Origin of the sequence: Aquipuribacter nitratireducens (assembly GCF_037860835.1) — a bacterium.
Classification (GTDB): domain Bacteria; phylum Actinomycetota; class Actinomycetes; order Actinomycetales; family JBBAYJ01; genus Aquipuribacter; species Aquipuribacter nitratireducens.
On record NZ_JBBEOG010000007.1, the window covers coordinates 13,063 to 31,706 of the forward strand.

Here is an 18,644-nt window from a genome sequence, read left to right on the forward strand (position 1 = left end):
GGGGTCAGCGGCTGCCTTCGCCCTCGGGCCGCACGGCGGTGACCCGGGCGACGTCGAGGATGAGGAGCAGGGAGTCGGCGAGCGGGCACGTCGCGGACAGCTGGCCGCGCGCGACGCCCGTGAGCGTCGTCGGGACGGCCTCGTGGCCGGAGCGCGGGACCTCGACGACGTCGGCGATGCGGTCGACGAGCAGGCTCACCGAGCCCTCGGCGGCGCGGACGACGACGTTCATCCGCCGCTCGGTCGGGGTGCGGCCGAGCCGTGCGCCGAGGTCGACGGCCGTGACGATCTGGCCGCGCAGGTTGATGAGGCCGCGGATGGCAGGCGGCGCGAGGGGCACCGGGGTGATGCCGGGGTTGCGCAGCACCTCCTGGACCATGAGGGCGTCGATGCCGAGGTAGAGGTCGTCCACCCAGAACGTGCAGTACTGGACGGTGTCCCGGTCGGTGGCGGCCCCGCTCGGGGGCGCGCTCAGCTGCTCAACGGGCACGGGAGTCCTCCAGGTAGGCGTCCGCCTCGTCGGCGGCGAAGGGGGCGGCGAGCGCGGCGACGTCGAGGACGTCGGTGATGTTGCCGTTGACGACGAGCGAGCCGAGGCTCCCGGCGCGGGCGCCGATGGGCGACAGCACGAGCGGGACCTCGACGATGTCGACGATCTCCGCGACGCGGAGCCCGACGAGGCGCGCGCCGTGCTGGTAGACGACGATCGTGACCGTGGGGACGACGAGGCTCTCCTGCGCGGGCGCCTCGCCCTGACCGGGGACGCCGTAGCCGCCGTAGCTGCTGTAGCCACCGTCGGGCTCGACGATCGGCAGCAGGTCGCCGCGGTACTGGATGACGGTCGTCGACCCGACGTGCTCGAGGGCGGTGACCTCGACCTCCTCGAGACGGGCCACCTTCTCCAGCGGGACGGCGACGTTGCGGGCGCCCTCGGTGCGGACGACGAGGAGACTGCGCAGGTCGCTGTCGGCCCCGCCGAGACCGGCCTCCTCGCGCAGCGTCGAGGTGATGCTCGCGCTCGTCGAGGCGACGTTGCCGGCGGCCGCGAGGCCGGGCACGTCGAGGATGAGGGCGATGCGCCCGTCGCCCATGACCGCGGCGCCGGCGAAGGCCTGCAGCGACGTGAGCGCCGCGCCGAGCGGCTTGACGACGATCTCCTGGGTCTCGACGACCTCGTCGACGACGAGCCCGAACTCGTCGGTGTCGGAGCGGAGGACGGCGATGGTCGCGGCGTCGCCGCGACCGACCGACTCGACGCCGAGCTGCCCGCCGAGGTCGAGCAGCGGCAGGAGCCGGCCGCGGAGGCGGTGGACCGGCACGCCGGCGACGTACTCGACGCCCTTCGTCGCGTCCTCCGGGTTCATCCGGACGAGCTCGAGGAGGTTGGCCTGCGGGATCGCGTACCGCTCGGCGCCCTGGCGGACGATGAGCGCGGGGATGATCGCGAGGGTGAGGGGGATCGTGACGCGGCAGACGGTGCCGTGCCCGGGGGTGCTCGTGAGGTCGACGCTGCCGCCGATCTTCTCGATGTTGGTCCGGACCACGTCCATCCCGACACCGCGGCCGGAGACGTTGGTCACGGCCTCGGCGGTGGAGAAGCCGGGGCGGAAGATGAGGTCGAGCACCTGCCGGCGGCTCATGGCGGCGAGCTCGCCGGCGCTCACGAGGCCCTTGTCGACGGCCTTGCGCCCGATGGCGTCGGGGTCGAGGCCCTTGCCGTCGTCGCCGATCTCCATCACGACCTGGCCGGACTCGTGGTACGCCCGCAGCGTGAGGGTGCCGCGGCGGGGCTTGCCGGCCTGCTCGCGGGCGCCGGGCCGCTCGATGCCGTGGTCGACGGCGTTGCGGACGAGGTGGGTGAGCGGGTCCTTGACGGCGTCGAGGAGCGTGCGGTCGAGCTCGGTCTCGCGACCGTGCATCACGAGGTCGACCTCCTTGCCGCACTGCGCGGACAGGTCGCGGACGACGCGCGGCAGCTTCGCCCACAGGTAGTCCATGGGCTGCATCCGCGTCTTCATCACCGCCTCCTGGAGGGAGGAGGAGATGAGGTCGAGGCGGTGCGCGGAGCGGACGAGGTCCGCCTCGGCGGACTCGGCGGCGAGCTGGAGGATCTGGTTGCGGCTGAGGACGAGCTCGCCGACGAGCTGCATGAGGTTCTCGAGGACGTCGACGTCGACGCGGATGGACCCGTCGACGGCGGAGCGCTTCTTCTGCTCCGTCGCGGGCTCGTCGCCGGCGGGCTCGGCGGGGACGGAGCCGGCGGTCGCGACCGGTGCGACGACGGGCTCGCGCTCGGGCTCGACGGCGACCGGTTCGGGCTCGGGGTCGATCGCCACGGGCTCGGGGTCGATCGCCACGGGCTCGGGCTCGACGGCCGGTGCGCTCGTGCCGTCGAGGACGGCCTTGACCGCGTCCACGACCCCGTCGACGTCGCCGTCGGCGTCGCCACCCGTCGCCTCGATGAGGGCGAGGAGCTCGCGGACGGCGTCGACCATCCGCAGGAGCACGTCCGTCGTCGCGGCGTCGAGCACCCGGTCGCCGTCGCGCAGCTGCGCGAGGAGGTTCTCCCCGACGTGGGTGACCTTCTCGAGGTTGCCGAAGGAGAGGAACCCGCTCGTGCCCTTGATCGTGTGGATCGTCCGGAAGACGCTCGCGAGCAGGTCGCGGGAGCCCGGCGAGCGCTCGAGCTCGACGAAGTCGCGGTCCAGCTGGTCGAGGTTCTCGTGCGACTCGACGAGGAACTCCTGGACGATCTCGTCCATGCCGTCAGAACTGCCGCTCACGGCACCTCCTGCACTGATCCGGGCGGCCCGCGTGGCCGCGCAAGGACAGTGATCGGCAGCCGTGGCGCCGTCCTGAGCGGCCGGGGCAGGATGAGCCCAGGAGGCGATCATGAGCGATGAGGCCGTGCAGCAGTGGTGGCGGGACGCCGTCGTGTACGAGGTGTACCCGCGGAGCTTCGCCGACGGCGACGACGACGGGGTGGGTGACCTCGCGGGGCTTCGACTGCGGCTGCCGTACCTGCGCGACCTCGGCGTCGACGCGCTGTGGCTCACGCCCTGGTACCCCTCCCCCATGGAGGACGGCGGCTACGACGTCCGCGACTACCGGGACGTCGACCCGCGGCTCGGGACGCTCGCCGACGCCGACGCCGTGATCGCCGAGGCGCACGACCTCGGCCTGCGCGTGATCGTCGACATCGTCCCGAACCACACGTCGCGCGAGCACCCGTGGTTCGTCGAGGCGCTCGCCGCACCCGACGGCCACCCGTCGAGGGACCGCTACTACTTCCGCGACGGCCGCGGACCCGACGGCTCCGAGCCGCCCAACGACTGGATCAGCGCCTTCGGCGGCTCCGCGTGGGAGCGCACCACGCGCGCCGACGGCTCACCCGGGCAGTGGTACCTCCACATCTTCGCCCCGGGCCAGCCCGACCTCGACTGGCGGAACCCGGATGTCGTCGAGGAGTTCGACGACATCCTCCGGTTCTGGTTCGACCGCGGGGTCGACGGGCTGCGGGTCGACGCCGTCCCCGCCCTCGGCAAGGCACCGGGCCTGCCGGACGCGGGGCACGAGCCCGGCGCCCGCTTCGAGACGCGCAGCTGGACCGACAGCCCCTACTGGGACCGGGAGGAGGTCCACGAGGTGCTGCGCCACTGGCGCCGGGTCGCCGACTCCTACGGCGACCGCGTCCTCGTCGCGGAGGCGGTGGTCGCGGGACCGGACGCGCTCGCCGCGTACGTGCGGGAGGACGAGGTCCACGCCTCCTTCAACTTCGACTTCCTCACGTGCCCGTGGCGAGCCGGTGCCCTCCGGGACGTCGTCGACAGCACGCTCGCGTCGCACGGCTCCGTCGGCGCCGCCGCCACGTGGGTGCTGTCGAGCCACGACGAGGTCCGCCACCTCACCCGCCTCGGTCTGCGGGCCGAGCAGACCCGCGGGACCGGGGCCCAGGCCGGGCTGCGGCCGGACGACGTCGACCTCGGGCTCGGCACCCGACGTGCCCGCGCCGCCGCCCTCCTCCTGCTGGGCCTGCCGGGCTCGGCGTACCTGTGGCAGGGCGAGGAGCTCGGGCTGCCCGAGGTCATCGACCTGCCGCCCGAGGTGCGGGAGGACCCGGTCTTCCGCCAGAGCGGCGGCACCGAGCTCGGCCGCGACGGGTGCCGGGTCCCGCTGCCGTGGTCCGGCGACGAGCCGCCGTTCGGCTTCAGCGCTCCGGGCGTCGCGACGTGGCTCCCCCAGCCGGAGGCGTGGGCCGCGCTCACCGCGGAGCGTCAGTCCGTCGAGCAGGGCTCGGTGCTGCGGCTGTACCGGGACGCGCTCCGGCTGCGTCGGGAGCACCGCGACGTGCGTGCCGGCGCGTTCGAGTGGCTCGACCTCGGCGAGGCCGCCGTCGCGTTCCGCCTCGGCGGGCGCTTCTCGTGCGTCGTCAACCTCGGCGCGGACGCCGTGCCGCTCGACGGGCACGGCGACCTGCTCCTGCACTCCCGTCACGGCGGGAGCGGTGCCGTCGAGCAGGACGAGGCCGCCTGGCTGCTCCTGCCCTGAGACGCGACGACGCCCCCGGGACCGACCGGTCCGGGGGCGTCGTCGGGGGAGGAACGGAAGGGCCGTCAGCCCTTGACGCTGCCCGCGAGGAGACCGCGGACGAAGAAGCGCTGCAGGGCGATGAAGACGACCAGGGGCACGATCATCGAGATGAAAGCGCCTGCCGTCAGCAGGTGCCACTCCGAGCCACGCGTCCCGACGATGTTCGCGAGCCGGACCGTCAGCGGCGCGGTGTTCTGCGCGGACCCGAAGATCAGGGCGACGAGCAGGTCGTTCCACACCCACAGGAACTGGAACACGGCGAACGCCGCGATCGCCGGCGTGAGCACCGGCAGCAGGACCTGGAAGAAGATCTTCACGTGCCCCGCACCGTCGACCATGGCGGCCTCGATGAGGGAGCGGGGGATGTCCTTCATGAAGTTGTGGAGCAGGAACACCGCCAGGGGGAGCGCGAAGATCGAGTGCGACAGCCACACCGGCCAGAACGAGCCCGCGATGCCCCAGTTCACGTAGTCCGTGAGCAGCGGGATCAGCGCGATCTGGATCGGCACGATCTGGAGCGCGAAGACACCGACGAAGATCCAGTCACGGCCGGGGAACTCGATCCACGCGAAGGCGTAGGCCGCGAGGAGGGCGAGCGTGATCGGGATGACGACCGCCGGCAACGTGATGACGATCGTGTTGATGAAGACGGTCGCGAAGCCCTCGCTGCCGTAGAGCACGAGGTTGTAGTTGTTCGCCGTGAACTCCGGGTTGGTGAACCACGTCCACCAGCCCGTGTTCTTGACGGAGAACTCCGGCCTGATCGAGGAGATCAGCAGGCCGGCGGTCGGGATGGTCCACAGGACCGCGATGACGATCGCGATGAGCGAGGCCCACGGGTTCGACATGCTCTTGCGGAACGTGGCCGCGCGGCTGCGGCGGACCGGGGTCCCGACGCGGTCGTCGGCGTTCTCCGCCCCTTCGGCGGCCAGCGTCCCCGCCGGGCCGGTGACCCCGGCGCCGGCGGCGTCGGAGACCCGTGCTCCCCTGCTGCGGTCGGTGGTGCTCATCGGACCTCCTCCGAAATCCGCTGCTGACGGACGTTGTAGGCGACGATCGGCACCACGAGGATGAAGAGGATGAGCGCGAGCGCCGCGCCGAGGCCCTGGTCACCCTGCCGGAACGCCTGCGTGTAGAACTCGTTGGCCACGATCGACGTGCCGAACTGCCCGCCGGTCATCGTCCGGACGATGTCGAAGACCTTGAGGCTGCCGATGGCGAGCGTCGTGAGGACGACGATGAGGGCGGGCCGGATGGCCGGCACCGTGACGAAGCGGAAGAGCTGTACGCCGCTCACGCCGTCGAGCTTCGCCGCCTCCGTGATGTCGTCGGGGATCGCCTTGATGGCGGCCGAGAGGACCGTCATCGCGAACCCGGTCTGGATCCAGATGAACACGATGATGAGGAACACCGTGTTCCACGGTTGCTGCAGCAAGAACTGGTACGGCTCGAAGCCGAGCCACACGAGGACCTGGTTGGCCAGACCGATCTGGGTGTTGTCCCCGATGTCGGCCCGGTAGTCGTAGACGAAGCGCCAGATGATCGACGCGCCGACCATGGAGATGGCCATCGGCAGGAAGATGAGCGCCTTGGCGACCGCCTCGAAGCGTGTCTTGTCGACGAGCACGGCGTAGAGGAGACCGAGGAAGGTCGCGACGAGCGGCGTGAGGATGGTCCACGCGAAGGTGTTGTAGATGACCTGCCGGAGGTCGGGCGTCGCGAAGATCTGCGCGAGGTTGTCCGTCCCGACGAAGTTCTCGCCCGTCCGGTCGAAGAACGCCTGGTAGATCGTGATGAGCGCCGGTCTGACCAACCCGAAGATGAGCAGGAGGAGGGCGGGGCCGGCGAAGGCGATCGCGGCCAACCAGCCCGGGACGTTCCGTGGTCGGTCGACGGCGAACAGGATGATGGTCATGACCGCGACGAAGAGCAGGATCGCGATGATCATGACGGTGAACTTCTCGCCTGCACTGTTCGCGTTGAGCAGCAGGTCCATGCGTCCGGTCACTTCCTCGTGTCGGCGGCTTGGGCTCCCCACGCTACTCGCGTGGGGCGGAAGCACCAGGGGCCCGGGACGAGGCCTGCTCGTCCCGGGCCCCTGGCGTGGTGCTCACGACCCGAGGGTCACGGCCAGGACTGCTCGATCGCGTCGAGCACGGCCTCGTTGCTCTTGTCCTCGGCGATCCACGCCGTCATCTCCGACCAGAAGGACCCGGCACCGACGGCGCCCGGCATGAGGTCGGAGGCGTCGAAGCGGAACGTCGCCTCCGGGTCCGTGAGGAGCTCCGCCGACAGCTGCTGGACCGGGTCCGGCAGCACGCTCGGGTCGAACTCCGTGTTCGGCGGGATGTAGTTGCCGCCGCCGATGCCGCCGCGCGCCTGGGTGGCGTCCGGCTGGGTGAGGAACACCTGGAAGGCCTGGACCTCGGGCCGGTCGGCGAACGCGACGTTGACCTCGCCGCCGCCGAGCAGCGGCCGCCCGAACTCCTCGTTCATGGGAGGCAGGTAGAAGGCCCAGATGTCGCCGTCCTCGGCGACGCTCGTCCCCTCGGGGAAGTTCGTCGAGTAGAACGCCGCCTGGCGGTGCATGAAGCACTGGCCCTCGGTGATCGGGAGACCACCGGCCTGGAACTCCGTCGTCGCGATCGACTGGACGCCGCCGATGCCGCCGTTGACGTAGTCGGGGTTCTTGAGGAACCGGCCGACCTCCTCGAGGACCGACGCCACCTGCGGGTCGTTGAAGGGGATCTCGTGGTTGACCCACTGGTCGTAGACCTCGGGGCCGTGCATGCGGAGCATGACGTCCTCCATCCAGTCCGTCGCGACCCAGCCGGTGGCGTCACCGGACCCGATGCCGGCGCACCACGGCTTGACCGCCTCGTTGTCGGCGAAGTCCTCGACGATCTGGTCGGAGAGGGCGACCATCTCGTCCCACGTCTCCGGCACCTCGTAGCCGTTCTCCTCGAACGCGGTGGGCGAGTACCAGACCAGCGACTTCGCGTTGGAGGAGTTCGGCAGGCCGTACAGCGTGCCGTCGACCGTCCCGTACTGCTCCCACGCCTGGTTGTAGTACTCGCGGAAGTTCGCCACGGCGGCCTCGGGCGGCTCGACGGCGAGGCCCGGGTTGTCCGTGATGATGCTGGCAGCGAGGCCCGGCTGCGGCAGCATCGCGACGTCGGGCGCCTGGCCGGACTGGATGCGGACGAGGAGCTGGGCCTCGAACTCCGCCGACCCCTCGTAGTTCACGGTCACGCCCGTGCACTCCTCGAACAGCCCGACCCACGTGATGTAGTCGGCGTCGTCCGGGGCCCGGACGGGGGTGTACCACGAGACGGACGTGCCGCTCAGGTCACCGAACTCCTCGTACGGCGCGCAGTCGATCTCGGGGAGGTCGCCGGCCGCGGCGTCACCTCCGCCGGCGCTGGCGTCGCCGCCGGCGCTCTGGTCCTCGATCGCGTCTGCCCCGCAGGCCGCCAGCAGCATCGACACCGCGACGCCTGTACCGGCGACAGCGGCCGCACGCTTGGTGAGGCGGATCCGCATCTGTTGCCTCCTCGTTGATGGCTCGCCCGGACAGCACCGATGCCGACCGGTCGGACGTCTGTGTATGTAAACGCTTGCACCTGCGGCGCACAAGGCTCGACCCGTCACGTCGTCGTAACGATCCGGCAACACAGGCCCTCCGCCGACGACGGACGGTGACCGCGCCGCGACAGTCAGACCCGCGGGTCGACCGATCGGGTCAGGGGTTGACGAGGCTGGCGGGCACCGCGGTCGACCGGCGCTCGACGAGGTGCACGGGGAGCCGCTCCTGCTGGGAGTCCCAGCCCGCGGGGAGCCGCCCGCCGGTGACCCTCACGCGCTGCAGCAGGGCGAGGAGCCAGCGCGCGGCCGCCTCCGCCTGCTCCGCGACGGGTTGGGCGATGGTCGTGAGCCCGTGGAGGTCCGCGTGGGGGTGGTCGTCGACACCGATGACCGAGACCCGCCCCGGCACGTCGACCCCGGCGGACCTCAGCTCGTGGAGCAGCCCGATGCCGATCTCGTCGGACACCGCGACCACGCCGGTGGGCAGCGGCCCGCCGGTCAGCAGCTCGCGCGCCGCGCGGCGGCCCTCGGCGACCGTGAGGTCGCACCGCACGGGGGGTAGCGGGTCGAGGCCCGCGGCGCCCATGGCCTGGACGTAGCCGCGGTAGCGGTCGCGCGGCGGCCCCCAGCCGTCCGGGTCCTCGCCGTTGCTGCCGACGAGCGCGATGTCGCGGTGACCGAGGCGGAGCAGGTGCTCGGTGGCCCGCCGCCCGACGGCGACGTCGTCGATGCCGAACGAGGGCAGCCCCGGCACCAGGTCGCCGACGTAGACCACGGCGTGACCCAGCCCGCGGAGGGTCTCGAGCTCGCGGCGGACGAGGGGGAGCGTGAGGACGATCGTCGCGTCGACGCGCTTGCGCAGGAGGTCGGTCTCGATGGTCTGCCGGGACGGCGGGGTGACGGCCCCGGGGCCGGGTTCGAGCTGGTCGCCCGGCGGGAGGATGACGAGGAGGACGTCGTAGCCCTCGGTCCGCAGGACCGACTCGATGGTCTCGATGCACACGGAGAAGAACCAGCGACTCACGTGGGGCGTGACGAGCCCGACCGCCTTCGTCCGGCCGCTCGCGAGGCTGGAGGCCGCCGCGGACGGCACGTAGCCGAGGGACTGCGCCGCCTTCTGGACGCGCACGCGCGTCGGTTCGGCGACGGAGGCGAGGCCCCGCAGGGCGCGCGAGACGGTGGCGGTGGACACGCCCGTCGCCCGGGCGACGTCCTCGATCGACGCCACCGGTCCCTCCTCACCCCGCCTCGTCGAGGGGTACTCGTCGTCGGTAGGGCACAGGATTGTGCCCCTTCGACGACGCTCCTGGCGAGGCCGCGGGCCTCAGACGACCGCGACGGCCTCCGCGCGCGCCCGCTCCATGGCGAGCTTCACGACACCGACGAGGGCCTGCTTGGTCGCCGCCCGCGAGCGGGCGTCCGTGTAGAGGAACGGCACGTGGGCCGGCACCTGGAGGGCCTCGCGGACGTCCTCGAGGTGGTGCTTCGCGACGCCGTCGAAGCAGTTGACCGCGACGACGAACGGGATGCCACGGGACTCGAAGTAGTCGACGGCGGGGAAGCACTGCTCGAGCCGGTCGGTGTCGACGAGGACGACCGCGCCGATCGCGCCGCGGACCAGGTCGTCCCACATGAAGAGGAACCGGTCCTGGCCGGGCGTGCCGAACAGGTACAGCCACAGGTCGCCGGGCAGCGAGATGCGGCCGAAGTCCATGGCGACCGTCGTCGTCGTCTTCCGGTCGCTGACGCCACCGGCGTCGTCGACGCCGAGGGAGTGCTCGGTCATCGCCGCCTCGGTCGACAGCGGCTCGATGTCGCTGATCGAGCCGATGAACGTCGTCTTCCCGACGGCGAACCCGCCCGCGACGACGATCTTGACGACGGTGGGGGCCACCGCGGGCGCCTGGTCGGGCGCGGCGGGGGCCACGGTGTCAGAGGGAGGAAATGCCATCGAGAACACTCTCCAGAACGCTCAGCGAGATCGAGGACGACGAGGACGAGGGGGACGAGGTCAGGCCGTGGACACGGACCTGGCCGGACTCGACGAGGTCGCCGACGACGACCCGGACGACCCCGACGGGCAGGGCGAGGTGGGCGCTGATCTCGGCGACGGACTCGAACTTGTCCGCGCACAGCTCGAGGAGGCGACGCTTCTCGGGCGTGTCGGACACGCTCGGGCGCGAGACCGCCTGGACGAGCGCCTCCAGGGGCAGGGGCGCGGCGCCCGAGTGGCGGGTGCGACCCCGGGTCAGTGCGTAGGGCCGGACGGCGAAGTCGTCGCCGTCGGCGTGACGGGGGCCCGGGACCGGGCGCCGGTTGTCGTCCATGTCAGCTCCTCACGCGCTCGTCGTGGCGGCTCGGTCAGTACAGGCCGGCGCGGACCGCGCCGGACACCGGGAGGCGGGACCGCATCTCGCTGACGAGCTGCGGGGTGAGGGTCGCCTCGGTGCGGCTGACGAGCAGCGCCATCTCGTAGCCGATGAGCCCGACGTCGCAGCCGGCGTCCGCCATGACCGCGAGGACGGACCCGTCGGAGATCGCCATCGAGAACAGGAAGATGTTGTCCATCTCGACGATCGCCTGACGCACCTCCCCGCCGGCCAGCTGGCGTGCGGCGCCCCGCGTGAGCGAGGAGATGCCGGACACGATCGCGGCGAGCTGGTCGCCCTGGGTCCGGTCGAGCTGGTCCGACATGGCCATGAGCAGCCCGTCGGCGGAGACGACGAGGGTGTGGGACACCCCCGGCACGTTCCGGACGAAGTTGTCGAGCAGCCAGCTGAAGTTGGTGGCCTCGGTGCTCATCGTGGTCACGGTCGCGGTCCTCCGTCGGTCGGTCGTGCGTCGGTCTCGGGGGGGCTGGTGGGGGCGGTGCCGGGCACGCCGGGGGTGGCGGGCGTCGTCGTGCGGGACAGCGGACGTGCGTTCGGTCCGACGCCCGGGACGATGGAGCGGGGCTCCTCGCCGTCGTCGTCACCGGCGCGCGCCCGGCTCACGCCGGACGTGAAGCCGGAGAGCATGCTGCGGACGTCGGCTGCGCTGCGCTGCCGCCGCTCCGCCGGGGCGGCGGGTGCCGGGGCCACGTGGGCGGCGGGGGTCGCCGCCGGCCGGCGGCGGACCAGCGGCGCGGGCCCGTTGCGACTCGTGCCGACCGCACTCGGGCTGTACGTCGAGAGCCGGCTCAGCTCGCTGAGCGCCTCGGAGGCGAGCATCGAGCGCTGGCGGACGGCGTCCGGGTCGATCGCGGGGACGACCGGCGTGGACCCGAGGGACGGCTCCGGCTGGTCGGTGTCGGGCGTCGGCGTGGGGGACGGTCCGCCGACCGGCGCCACCGGGAACGGCTCCGCCGCACGCGCCGGGCCGGGCACGGGGTGCCCGACCGGGGCCGCCGGCGGCGGGACCGGGTGCCCCGGTGCAGGCGCCGTGGCACCGAGGGGCGGCTGCTGCCGGACCTCGGGCCGTGCCGCCGGCGGCACGACCGCGGCGGGCGGGGTGACGGGTGCCGAGCGGTGGCCGAACAGGCTCCGTCGGCCGCGGCGACGTGCTCCACCGGGGAGGATGTCGACAGGTCCGGCCACGACGGGCGAGGGAGCCGGCGCGGGCGCCGGGGCCGGCGCAGCGGCCGGCGCGGGCGCCGGGGCCGGAGGCGCGGACGCCGTGGGAGCCGACGACGGGACCGACGACGGGACCGACGGCCTGGCCACGGGCTGCCCGACGGGCTGCCCGACGGGCTTCTCGACGGGCTTCTCGGCGACCGGCTCCACAGGTGTGTCGGCGACCGGTTCGACGGGCTTCTCGGCGGGCGTCTCGACCGGCATCTCGGCGGCCTTCTCGACCGGCGTCTCGACCGGCTTCTCGACCGGCTTCTCGGCGGCCTTCTCGGCGGCCTTCTCGGCGGGCGTCTCGAACGGCGTCTCGACCGGCTTCTCGGCGGGCGTCTCGACGGACTTCTCGACGGACTTCTCGACGGACTTCTCGACGGACTTCTCGACGGACTTCTCGACGGACTTCTCGACGGACTTCTCGACGGACTTCTCGACGGACTTCTCGACCGGCTCACGAACGGGCGTCTCGGTGGGCTTCTCCACCGACGTCGGCTCGGCAGGCTCGACACGCGTCTCGGGCTCCACGACGGGTGCGTCGACCGGCTCGGCGGACGGCCGCTCGGCGGGCGACGCGACAGGCTCTGCGACGGCGTCCTCGACCGGCGTCCCGACCGGCTTCCCGACCGGCTTCCCGACCGGCTCGTCCACCGGCGCAGGGCGGCCGTCACGGGCCGGGGCGGTGGCGCTCGACGTCGGGCCGGCAGGCGAGGGCTCGAGGCCGGGGATGGCCGGGGCCTTGGCGGCGGCGACGACCTCACGGCGCGCGCGGAAGGCCCCGAAGAGACCGGCGCGACGCGGCGCGTCCTTGCCCGCCGGCGCGTTCCGGCCGCTGTCGCCGTCCGGACCGTCGGCGGCAGTGTCCGCCTGGTCCGCTCCGGCGCCGTGAGCCGAACCCGTCCCGACCGCGGGCCGGCCGGTGGGCGGGACGGGCTCCTGACGGGCGCGGGTGGGGAGCCCGCCGACGGGCCGGGTCTCGCCCGGGCCGGACGACGACGGGCGCGTCGTCGACGCGCCGGGCGTCGCCTCTCGCGACGTGACGGGACCGGGCGGCACGACGACCGGGGTCGGCGGGGCGGGAGCGGTCGCGGCCGCAGCGGCGACCGGGGGGACCGGCCGGGCCGGTGCCGCGGGTGTCGGGGAGACGGTCGGGACGCGCGCAGCCGACGGAGACACCGATGCGGACGGCGCAACGGAGGGCGCAACGGACGGCGCAGCGGACGGGGCGGCCGCCTGGCCACGGCGCGGCAGCGCACCGCTGCCCGGCACGACCGTGACGTCGACGGGCGAGGCGTCGCCGCCACTGACGGCGGCCGCGGGCAGCTCGATCGGGGCGCCGACGGCCGGCCGCGACGAGGCGGCGGCAGGCACCGGCGCACCGACGGGCGCCGCGCTGCCCGAGCGCGCTGCGGGGACGGGTGTACGGGTCGCAGCGGGGGCGGGCCGGGGTGCCGGCGGGCGCGGTGCGCCGGGACCACCGGGTGCACCGGGCGTCGCCTGGGCCGGGACCCGACCACCGCCGGGCGAGCGCTCCGGCGTGGAGCCGGCCTTCGGCGCCGACGGGGCCGGAGCCGCCGCGGGCGCGCCCTCGGGGGCCTCGCCGGCCGGAGCCGGAGCGGCCTTGACCGTGCCGGGCACGAACAGCGCGGGTGGCAGGTCGACGGTGACGACCAGGCCCTTCGACCGACCGCGACGCAGGTTGACCGTGACCCCGAGGCGCCTTGCCAGGCGCCCCACGACGTAGAAGCCGAGTCGCTGCGAGGTGACGACCTCGTCGGCGCCCGTGCTCCGGATCTTCACCATGGCGGCGGTGATCTCGTCGTCGGTCAGGCCGAGCCCCTCGTCGGTCACGGTGACGCGCACGCCCGCGGCGGTCCGGCTCGTCGCGACGAGCACGGGGGTGTGGGGCTCGGAGAAGTTGGTCCCGTTCTCCAGGATCTCCGCGAGGAGGTGCGCGAGCTGGAGCGAGAGGTGGCCCATCGTCGGCGGGTCGACCTGCAGCGCGAGGTTGACGCGCTCGTACTGCTCGATCTCCGACGCGGCGGTGCGGATGACGTCGGACAGCGGCAGCGGCTTGCGGAGGCGCCGACCGGCGTCGATGCCCGCGAGCACGAGGAGGGACTCGGCGTTGCGGCGCATGCGCGTCGCGAGGTGGTCGAGGCGGAAGAGGTTCTCCAGGGTGTCGGGGTCCTCCTCGCGCTGCTCGAGCTGGTCGATGAAGGTCAGCTGCCGCGAGAGCAGGACCTGGTTCCGGCGCGCGACGTTGACGAACGTCTCGGCGATCGAGCCGCGCAGCGCCGCCTGCTCCTGCGCCACCTCGACGACGGCGCCGTTGACGGCGTTGAAGGCCTCGGCGAGCGCCGCGACCTCGTCGCTGCCGCCGGCCTCGATCCGCGGGAGGTCGACGTCGGGCTGCTGACCGGGGCTGCGCACCTGCTCGACCATCTGCGGCAGCCGCTCGCGCACCGTCGTGGCGGCCTCGGTGAGCTGACGCAGCGGCTTCACGATGCGCCGGGAGAGCGTGAGGGAGAGCAGGAGGGTCACCCCGACACCGAGGACGGCCGCCGCCAGGGCGAGCGAGGCGAGGAGCGTGGCGCGGTCGCTGGCCGCGACCGCGGCGGCGCCGGCGTCGTCCGCGACGGTCGTGAGCGCGGCGTCGACGACGGCGATGCGCTCGTCGGTCAGGGCCTGCCACAGCTCGGGCGTGAGCCCGGACTGGCGCACCGTGCCGGGCGAGGACAGCGCCGTGCGGGCACGACCGGCGGACCAGCCCTCGACCTCGACGAGGCCCATGTCCTCCGAGACCCGGGCCGCCGCGTCCCGGCCGACGGCGAACTCCCATGCGTCGAGGGCGTCGGACTGGGCGCCGGCGAGCGTGGCGAAGGTGCGCACGTCCCCCGCGGTCGCCGTGCCGGAGAGGAGCCGGAGGCCGGCGGCCTGCTCGCGGAGCGCGACGTCCCGGACGGCGAGGAGGTGGCCGAACCCGGTGAGGAGCGCGCGCGTCGTCGGGTCGTCGGTGCCGGACGCGACACGGCCGGGCATCGCGACGTCCTCGCGGATGACGGCGTCGTAGTCGCCGAGCACGTCGTCGAGCGACGGGTCGGAGGAGTCGACCGTGGTGCGCAGGCCACGCAGCGAGTCGTGCACCGCCTGCATGCGGACGAGCCCGGCGCCGGCCTGGGCGGACAGCACGTCCATGTCGACGTCGGTCAGGGCAGCGCGCGAGGCCTCGAGGCCGGCGTCCACCTCCGCGCGGACCTGCGGGAGCGCGGCGGCCGCCTCCTCGCTGCCCTGGATGGCGGCGGCGGTGACGGCGCGCTCGGTGGCGATGCCGCCGACCAGCTCGGCGAAGGAGCCCCCGATACCGGCCAGCGTCTCGATCTGGCGCGCCTCGCGGGCCCCCTGCACCTGGCCGGCGGCGAGGAGCCCGGCGGTGGTGGCGAGCAGCAGGAGGGGCAGGACCAGGACCGCGAGGATCTTCGACCGGATACCGGTGGGACGCAGCATGGCCAGCCTTCCACGAGACGACGACGACCGACCGCCCGGGCAGGTCGGTCCTGTCCAGATTCGGCAGCAGGTCGTGGGAGGTGAACCGGGGCGTCGGGGGGCGTCACCCGGACGGAGCAGCGCACACCCCCCACTGACCCGACCGGGTTGTCATCGAACGTATGTTCGAGTAGAGTGGGTGGGAACGGGGAGGTGGCGCATGGTGGGGACGGCCGACGAGACGCTCGACGAGAGCCTCGCGCGTCTCCAGGCGGACATCGACCGTCTCGCCGAACGACTCGCCCCGGACCGCGCCTGGCAGCAGGTCGACGATGCGGTCGTCGCCGCCGTCGGTCCGCTCTCGCGGGCCCGCGCGTCACTCGAGGCCCTGCACCTCTCGCTGGTGCGGGAGATCGACCAGCGCGGCGTCGCGAGGCACTCCCCTGTCGCATCGTCACCGGAGGCGTTCGTCCGGGTCACGTGTCTCGTCGGTCCCGCGCAGGCACGTCGCGACGTCGCAGCGGCGCGGGCGACGGCACCCGGCAGACCGTTGGAGACGTTCGCGCGGGCGCTGGCCGCGGGGCAGGTGACGCGAGCGGGCCTCGACGCCGCCGTGCGAGCCGTCGAGCGCATCCCCTCCGGGCTGCTGGCGCAGGAGGGGGCCGGGGGCCCTCGTCGGGGACTACCTGCTGACGGCTGCCGCCGGGGCGTCGCCGCGAGCTCTCCACCATGCGGTCGCCGACCTGCTCCACACCCTCGCCCCGGAGCGCGCCGACCGCTTCGACCCGCTGGCGCACGAACGGCGCTACCTCGAGGTCGGCACCGACTCCACGGGGATGGTCGTCGGGCGGTTCGCGCTCGACGGGGCGACGGGTGCTCAGCTCGTGACGGCCCTCAACCGCTGGTCGGCGCCCGCGGCGGGCGCCGACGGGAAGCCGGACCCGAGGTCGGCACCCCAACGGCGCGCCGACGCGCTGGCCGCCGCCCTGGACGCCGCCCTTGCCGTGCAGTCGCCGCGCCGCTCGGAGCGCCCTCGGGTCGTCGTCCACCTCACCCCGGGCCAGCTCGACGAGCTCGGCTCCACGGTCGACGGCCTGCCGTGGATCGAAGGCGGGGGTGCGGTGTCCGTGGCCGCGGCGCGTCGTCTCGCCTGCGACGCCGTCCTCCAGCGGCTCGTGATGGAGCCGAGCCTCGGCCCGCTCGACGTCGGGAGGACCGTGCGGCTCGCCACGTTCCCGCAGCGGGTGGCCCTCGCGGCTCGGGACGGAGGGTGTGTCGTGCCGGGGTGCGGCGCTGCACCGGACGTCTGCGACGCCCACCACGTCGTGCACTGGGCGGACGGCGGCCCCACGGACATCGGCAACCTCTGCCTGCTGTGCCCGGCGCACCACACCGCGGTGCACGCGGGAACCTGGGACGTCTCGATCGACGCCGGCACCCAGCGAGTGACGGTCACACCACCCGCATGGGTCGATCCACTGCGCCGTCCACAGCCCGCGTGGCGACAGAAGGCCCGGACGACCTGGGAGCAGTTCCGGGAGGACCTCCGCCGCACGCGGGACGCGGCTCCGCCGCCCTCGCCTCCGCCCACACGATCGTCCGCGGGGCCACCCCAGTGCTCGGAGACGTCTCGTCCCCTCGATCCCCGCGATCCCATCGACGTCTTCGACGCGGCCCTCGTGGCCAGTGGGGCGTGAGCTGCACCGAGCGACCCGCGGGCCTGTCCGCACTGCGACCCGCGGGTACGGTCGCTGGCGTGCGCGCCGTTGTCGTCGAGGAGCCGGGCGGGCCGGAGGCCCTCGTCGTCCGGGAGGTCCCCGAACCCGAACCAGGCCCGGGCGAGGTGGTCGTCGAGGTCGCGGCCGCCGGGGTGAACCGCGCCGACCTCCTGCAGCGCCGAGGGCGCTACGACCCCCCACCGGGCACACCCGCCTGGCCGGGGCTGGAGTGCTCGGGACACGTCGTGGCGGTCGGCGAGGGCGTCGACGGGCTCGCCGTCGGCGAGCCGGTGGTCGCCCTCCTCGACGGCGGCGGCTACGCGGAGCGCGTCCGGGTCCGGGCGGGCCAGGTGATGCCGGTGCCGGACGGCGTCGACCTCGTCGAGGCGGCTGCGCTGCCCGAGGCCGCGGCGACGGTCCACAGCAACGTGGTCTGGACCGCACGCGGTGGCGCCGGCCTGCGCCGCGGTGAGGTGTTCCTCGTCCACGGCGCGACGAGCGGCATCGGGTCGTTCGCCACCCAGCTCGCGTCGGCGCTCGGTGCCCGGGCCTTCGCGACGGCCGGTTCGCCGCAGAAGGTGGCCGCGGCGGCGGCGTTCGGCGCCGAGCGGGTGCTCGACTACCGCAGCGACGACCTGGCCGCGGTGCTGCGCGAGGTGACGGCGGGCGCCGGGGTCGACGTGGTCCTCGACCCGGTCGGCGCCCGGTACCTGGGCCTCCACCTGGAGGTCCTGGCGCCGGAGGGTCGGCTCGTCGTCATCGGGCTGATGGGGGGAACGACGGCGGAGCTCGACATGGCGACCCTCATGCGCCGCCGCCTCACGGTCCACGGCAGCACGTTGCGCGCCCGACCGTGGCGGGAGAAGGCCGAGATCTGCGCCGAGGTCGTCCGGGACGTGTGGCCGCTCGTCGCGGACGGGCGCGTCCGTCCGGTCGTCGACCGCGTGCTGCCGCTCGAGCGGGCCGCGGAGGCCCACCGGGTGCTCGAGGCGGGCGAGCACGTCGGCAAGGTGCTGCTGCGACCGTGATCCCGCACGATGGCCCGGTGAGCGAGCCCGACACCGACCGGACCGACGACGTCACCGACGCCACCGACGTCACCGACGAGGCGCAGGACACCGAGGAGCAGTCGCGTGACCGGGTGCTCGTCGTGACGCCGCAGGGGATGAGCGTCAGCGGCGACACGAGCGAGGAGAACCTCGTCGGCATGGTCGAGCAGCCCGCGAAGGTCATGCGGATCGGGAGCATGATCAAGCAGCTGCTCGAGGAGGTGCGCACCGCGCCGCTCGACGAGGCCGGACGGGCCCGGCTCGCGGACGTCCACTCCCGGACGATCGCCGAGCTCGAGACGGGGCTGTCGGACGACCTGGTGGCCGAGCTGCGTCGCATCGCCCTCCCCTTCTCACCCGACAACACCCCCTCCGACGCCGAGCTGCGGATCGCCCAGGCGCAGCTCGTCGGCTGGCTCGAGGGTCTGTTCCACGGCATCCAGACCACGTTGTTCGCCCAGCAGATGGCGGCCCGGGCCCAGCTGGAGCAGATGCGACGGCAGGCGCTGCCGGGTCCGGTGCTGCCGGGCCACCCCGGCCAGGCGGACCAGCCCGGCGACCCCGGTCGACCGGGCCAGCAGGACCGGCCGCACCGGACCGGTCAGTACCTGTAGGCG

The 18,644-nt window shown here is 73.7% G+C and carries 14 protein-coding genes; 4 read left to right on the plus strand and 10 right to left on the minus strand.

Annotated elements, in window-relative coordinates; genetic code table 11:
* Nucleotides 1-4: 4 nt before the first annotated feature.
* Together WAB14_RS13300 and WAB14_RS13305 are read right to left on the minus strand one after the other, a co-directional pair.
* The gene (locus WAB14_RS13300) at nucleotides 5-490 is read right to left on the minus strand and encodes a chemotaxis protein CheW (RefSeq protein WP_340270464.1); all 486 of its coding nucleotides are present in this window, start codon (nucleotides 488-490) and stop codon (nucleotides 5-7) included.
* Nucleotides 480-2,783, minus strand: coding sequence for a chemotaxis protein CheA (locus tag WAB14_RS13305; RefSeq protein WP_340270465.1), 2,304 nt, complete (start codon nucleotides 2,781-2,783; stop codon nucleotides 480-482). Before WAB14_RS13305 ends, WAB14_RS13300 begins: the two co-directional genes overlap by 11 nt.
* Nucleotides 2,784-2,892: 109 nt before the next feature.
* Between WAB14_RS13305 and WAB14_RS13310 the strand changes: the two genes are divergently transcribed.
* Entirely contained in the window at nucleotides 2,893-4,548 is a 1,656-nt protein-coding gene (locus tag WAB14_RS13310) for a glycoside hydrolase family 13 protein (RefSeq protein ID WP_340270467.1), read from the plus strand.
* Between the two features lie 65 nt (nucleotides 4,549-4,613).
* On the opposite strand, the gene WAB14_RS13315 is transcribed toward WAB14_RS13310, so the two are convergent.
* From WAB14_RS13315 to WAB14_RS13350, 8 genes are all read right to left on the minus strand, one after another.
* On the minus strand, nucleotides 4,614-5,600 hold the full coding sequence (locus WAB14_RS13315; protein WP_340270469.1) for a carbohydrate ABC transporter permease: 987 nt from the start codon (nucleotides 5,598-5,600) through the stop codon (nucleotides 4,614-4,616).
* Nucleotides 5,597-6,586 (minus strand): carbohydrate ABC transporter permease, encoded by a 990-nt coding sequence (locus tag WAB14_RS13320; RefSeq protein ID WP_340270471.1) that lies wholly within the window; start codon nucleotides 6,584-6,586, stop codon nucleotides 5,597-5,599. The genes WAB14_RS13315 and WAB14_RS13320 overlap by 4 nt, the downstream gene beginning before the upstream one ends.
* Before the next feature lie 128 nt (nucleotides 6,587-6,714).
* The gene (locus tag WAB14_RS13325) at nucleotides 6,715-8,133 is read right to left on the minus strand and encodes an ABC transporter substrate-binding protein (RefSeq protein WP_340270473.1); all 1,419 of its coding nucleotides are present in this window, start codon (nucleotides 8,131-8,133) and stop codon (nucleotides 6,715-6,717) included.
* A gap of 199 nt (nucleotides 8,134-8,332) precedes the next feature.
* Entirely contained in the window at nucleotides 8,333-9,403 is a 1,071-nt protein-coding gene (locus WAB14_RS13330; protein WP_340270475.1) for a LacI family DNA-binding transcriptional regulator, read from the minus strand.
* 96 nt (nucleotides 9,404-9,499) lie between these two features.
* Nucleotides 9,500-10,126 carry a GTP-binding protein gene (locus tag WAB14_RS13335; protein WP_340270476.1) on the minus strand — a complete coding sequence of 209 codons (627 nt, stop codon included), beginning with the start codon at nucleotides 10,124-10,126 and terminating at the stop codon, nucleotides 9,500-9,502.
* Nucleotides 10,107-10,502 (minus strand): DUF742 domain-containing protein, encoded by a 396-nt coding sequence (locus WAB14_RS13340; protein WP_340270477.1) that lies wholly within the window; start codon nucleotides 10,500-10,502, stop codon nucleotides 10,107-10,109. Before WAB14_RS13340 ends, WAB14_RS13335 begins: the two co-directional genes overlap by 20 nt.
* Nucleotides 10,503-10,536: 34 nt before the next feature.
* Nucleotides 10,537-10,986 (minus strand): roadblock/LC7 domain-containing protein, encoded by a 450-nt coding sequence (locus WAB14_RS13345; RefSeq protein ID WP_465251631.1) that lies wholly within the window; start codon nucleotides 10,984-10,986, stop codon nucleotides 10,537-10,539.
* A complete protein-coding gene (locus WAB14_RS13350) occupies nucleotides 10,983-15,281 on the minus strand; it encodes a nitrate- and nitrite sensing domain-containing protein (RefSeq protein WP_340270479.1) in 4,299 nt (1,432 codons plus the stop codon). The genes WAB14_RS13345 and WAB14_RS13350 overlap by 4 nt, the downstream gene beginning before the upstream one ends.
* A 668-nt stretch (nucleotides 15,282-15,949) precedes the next feature.
* Here WAB14_RS13350 and WAB14_RS13355 point away from each other — a divergent pair.
* The 3 genes from WAB14_RS13355 to WAB14_RS13365 are packed head-to-tail and all read left to right on the plus strand — an operon-like array spanning nucleotide 15,950 to nucleotide 18,641.
* Complete coding sequence (locus WAB14_RS13355; RefSeq protein WP_340270745.1) at nucleotides 15,950-16,957, plus strand: HNH endonuclease signature motif containing protein; 1,008 nt, start codon at nucleotides 15,950-15,952, stop codon at nucleotides 16,955-16,957.
* A gap of 59 nt (nucleotides 16,958-17,016) precedes the next feature.
* A complete protein-coding gene (locus WAB14_RS13360) occupies nucleotides 17,017-18,006 on the plus strand; it encodes an NAD(P)H-quinone oxidoreductase (RefSeq protein WP_340270481.1) in 990 nt (329 codons plus the stop codon).
* Nucleotides 18,007-18,023: 17 nt separating this feature from the next.
* The gene (locus tag WAB14_RS13365; protein ID WP_377002538.1) at nucleotides 18,024-18,641 is read left to right on the plus strand and encodes a bacterial proteasome activator family protein; all 618 of its coding nucleotides are present in this window, start codon (nucleotides 18,024-18,026) and stop codon (nucleotides 18,639-18,641) included.
* The last annotated feature ends 3 nt before the right edge of the window (nucleotides 18,642-18,644 follow it).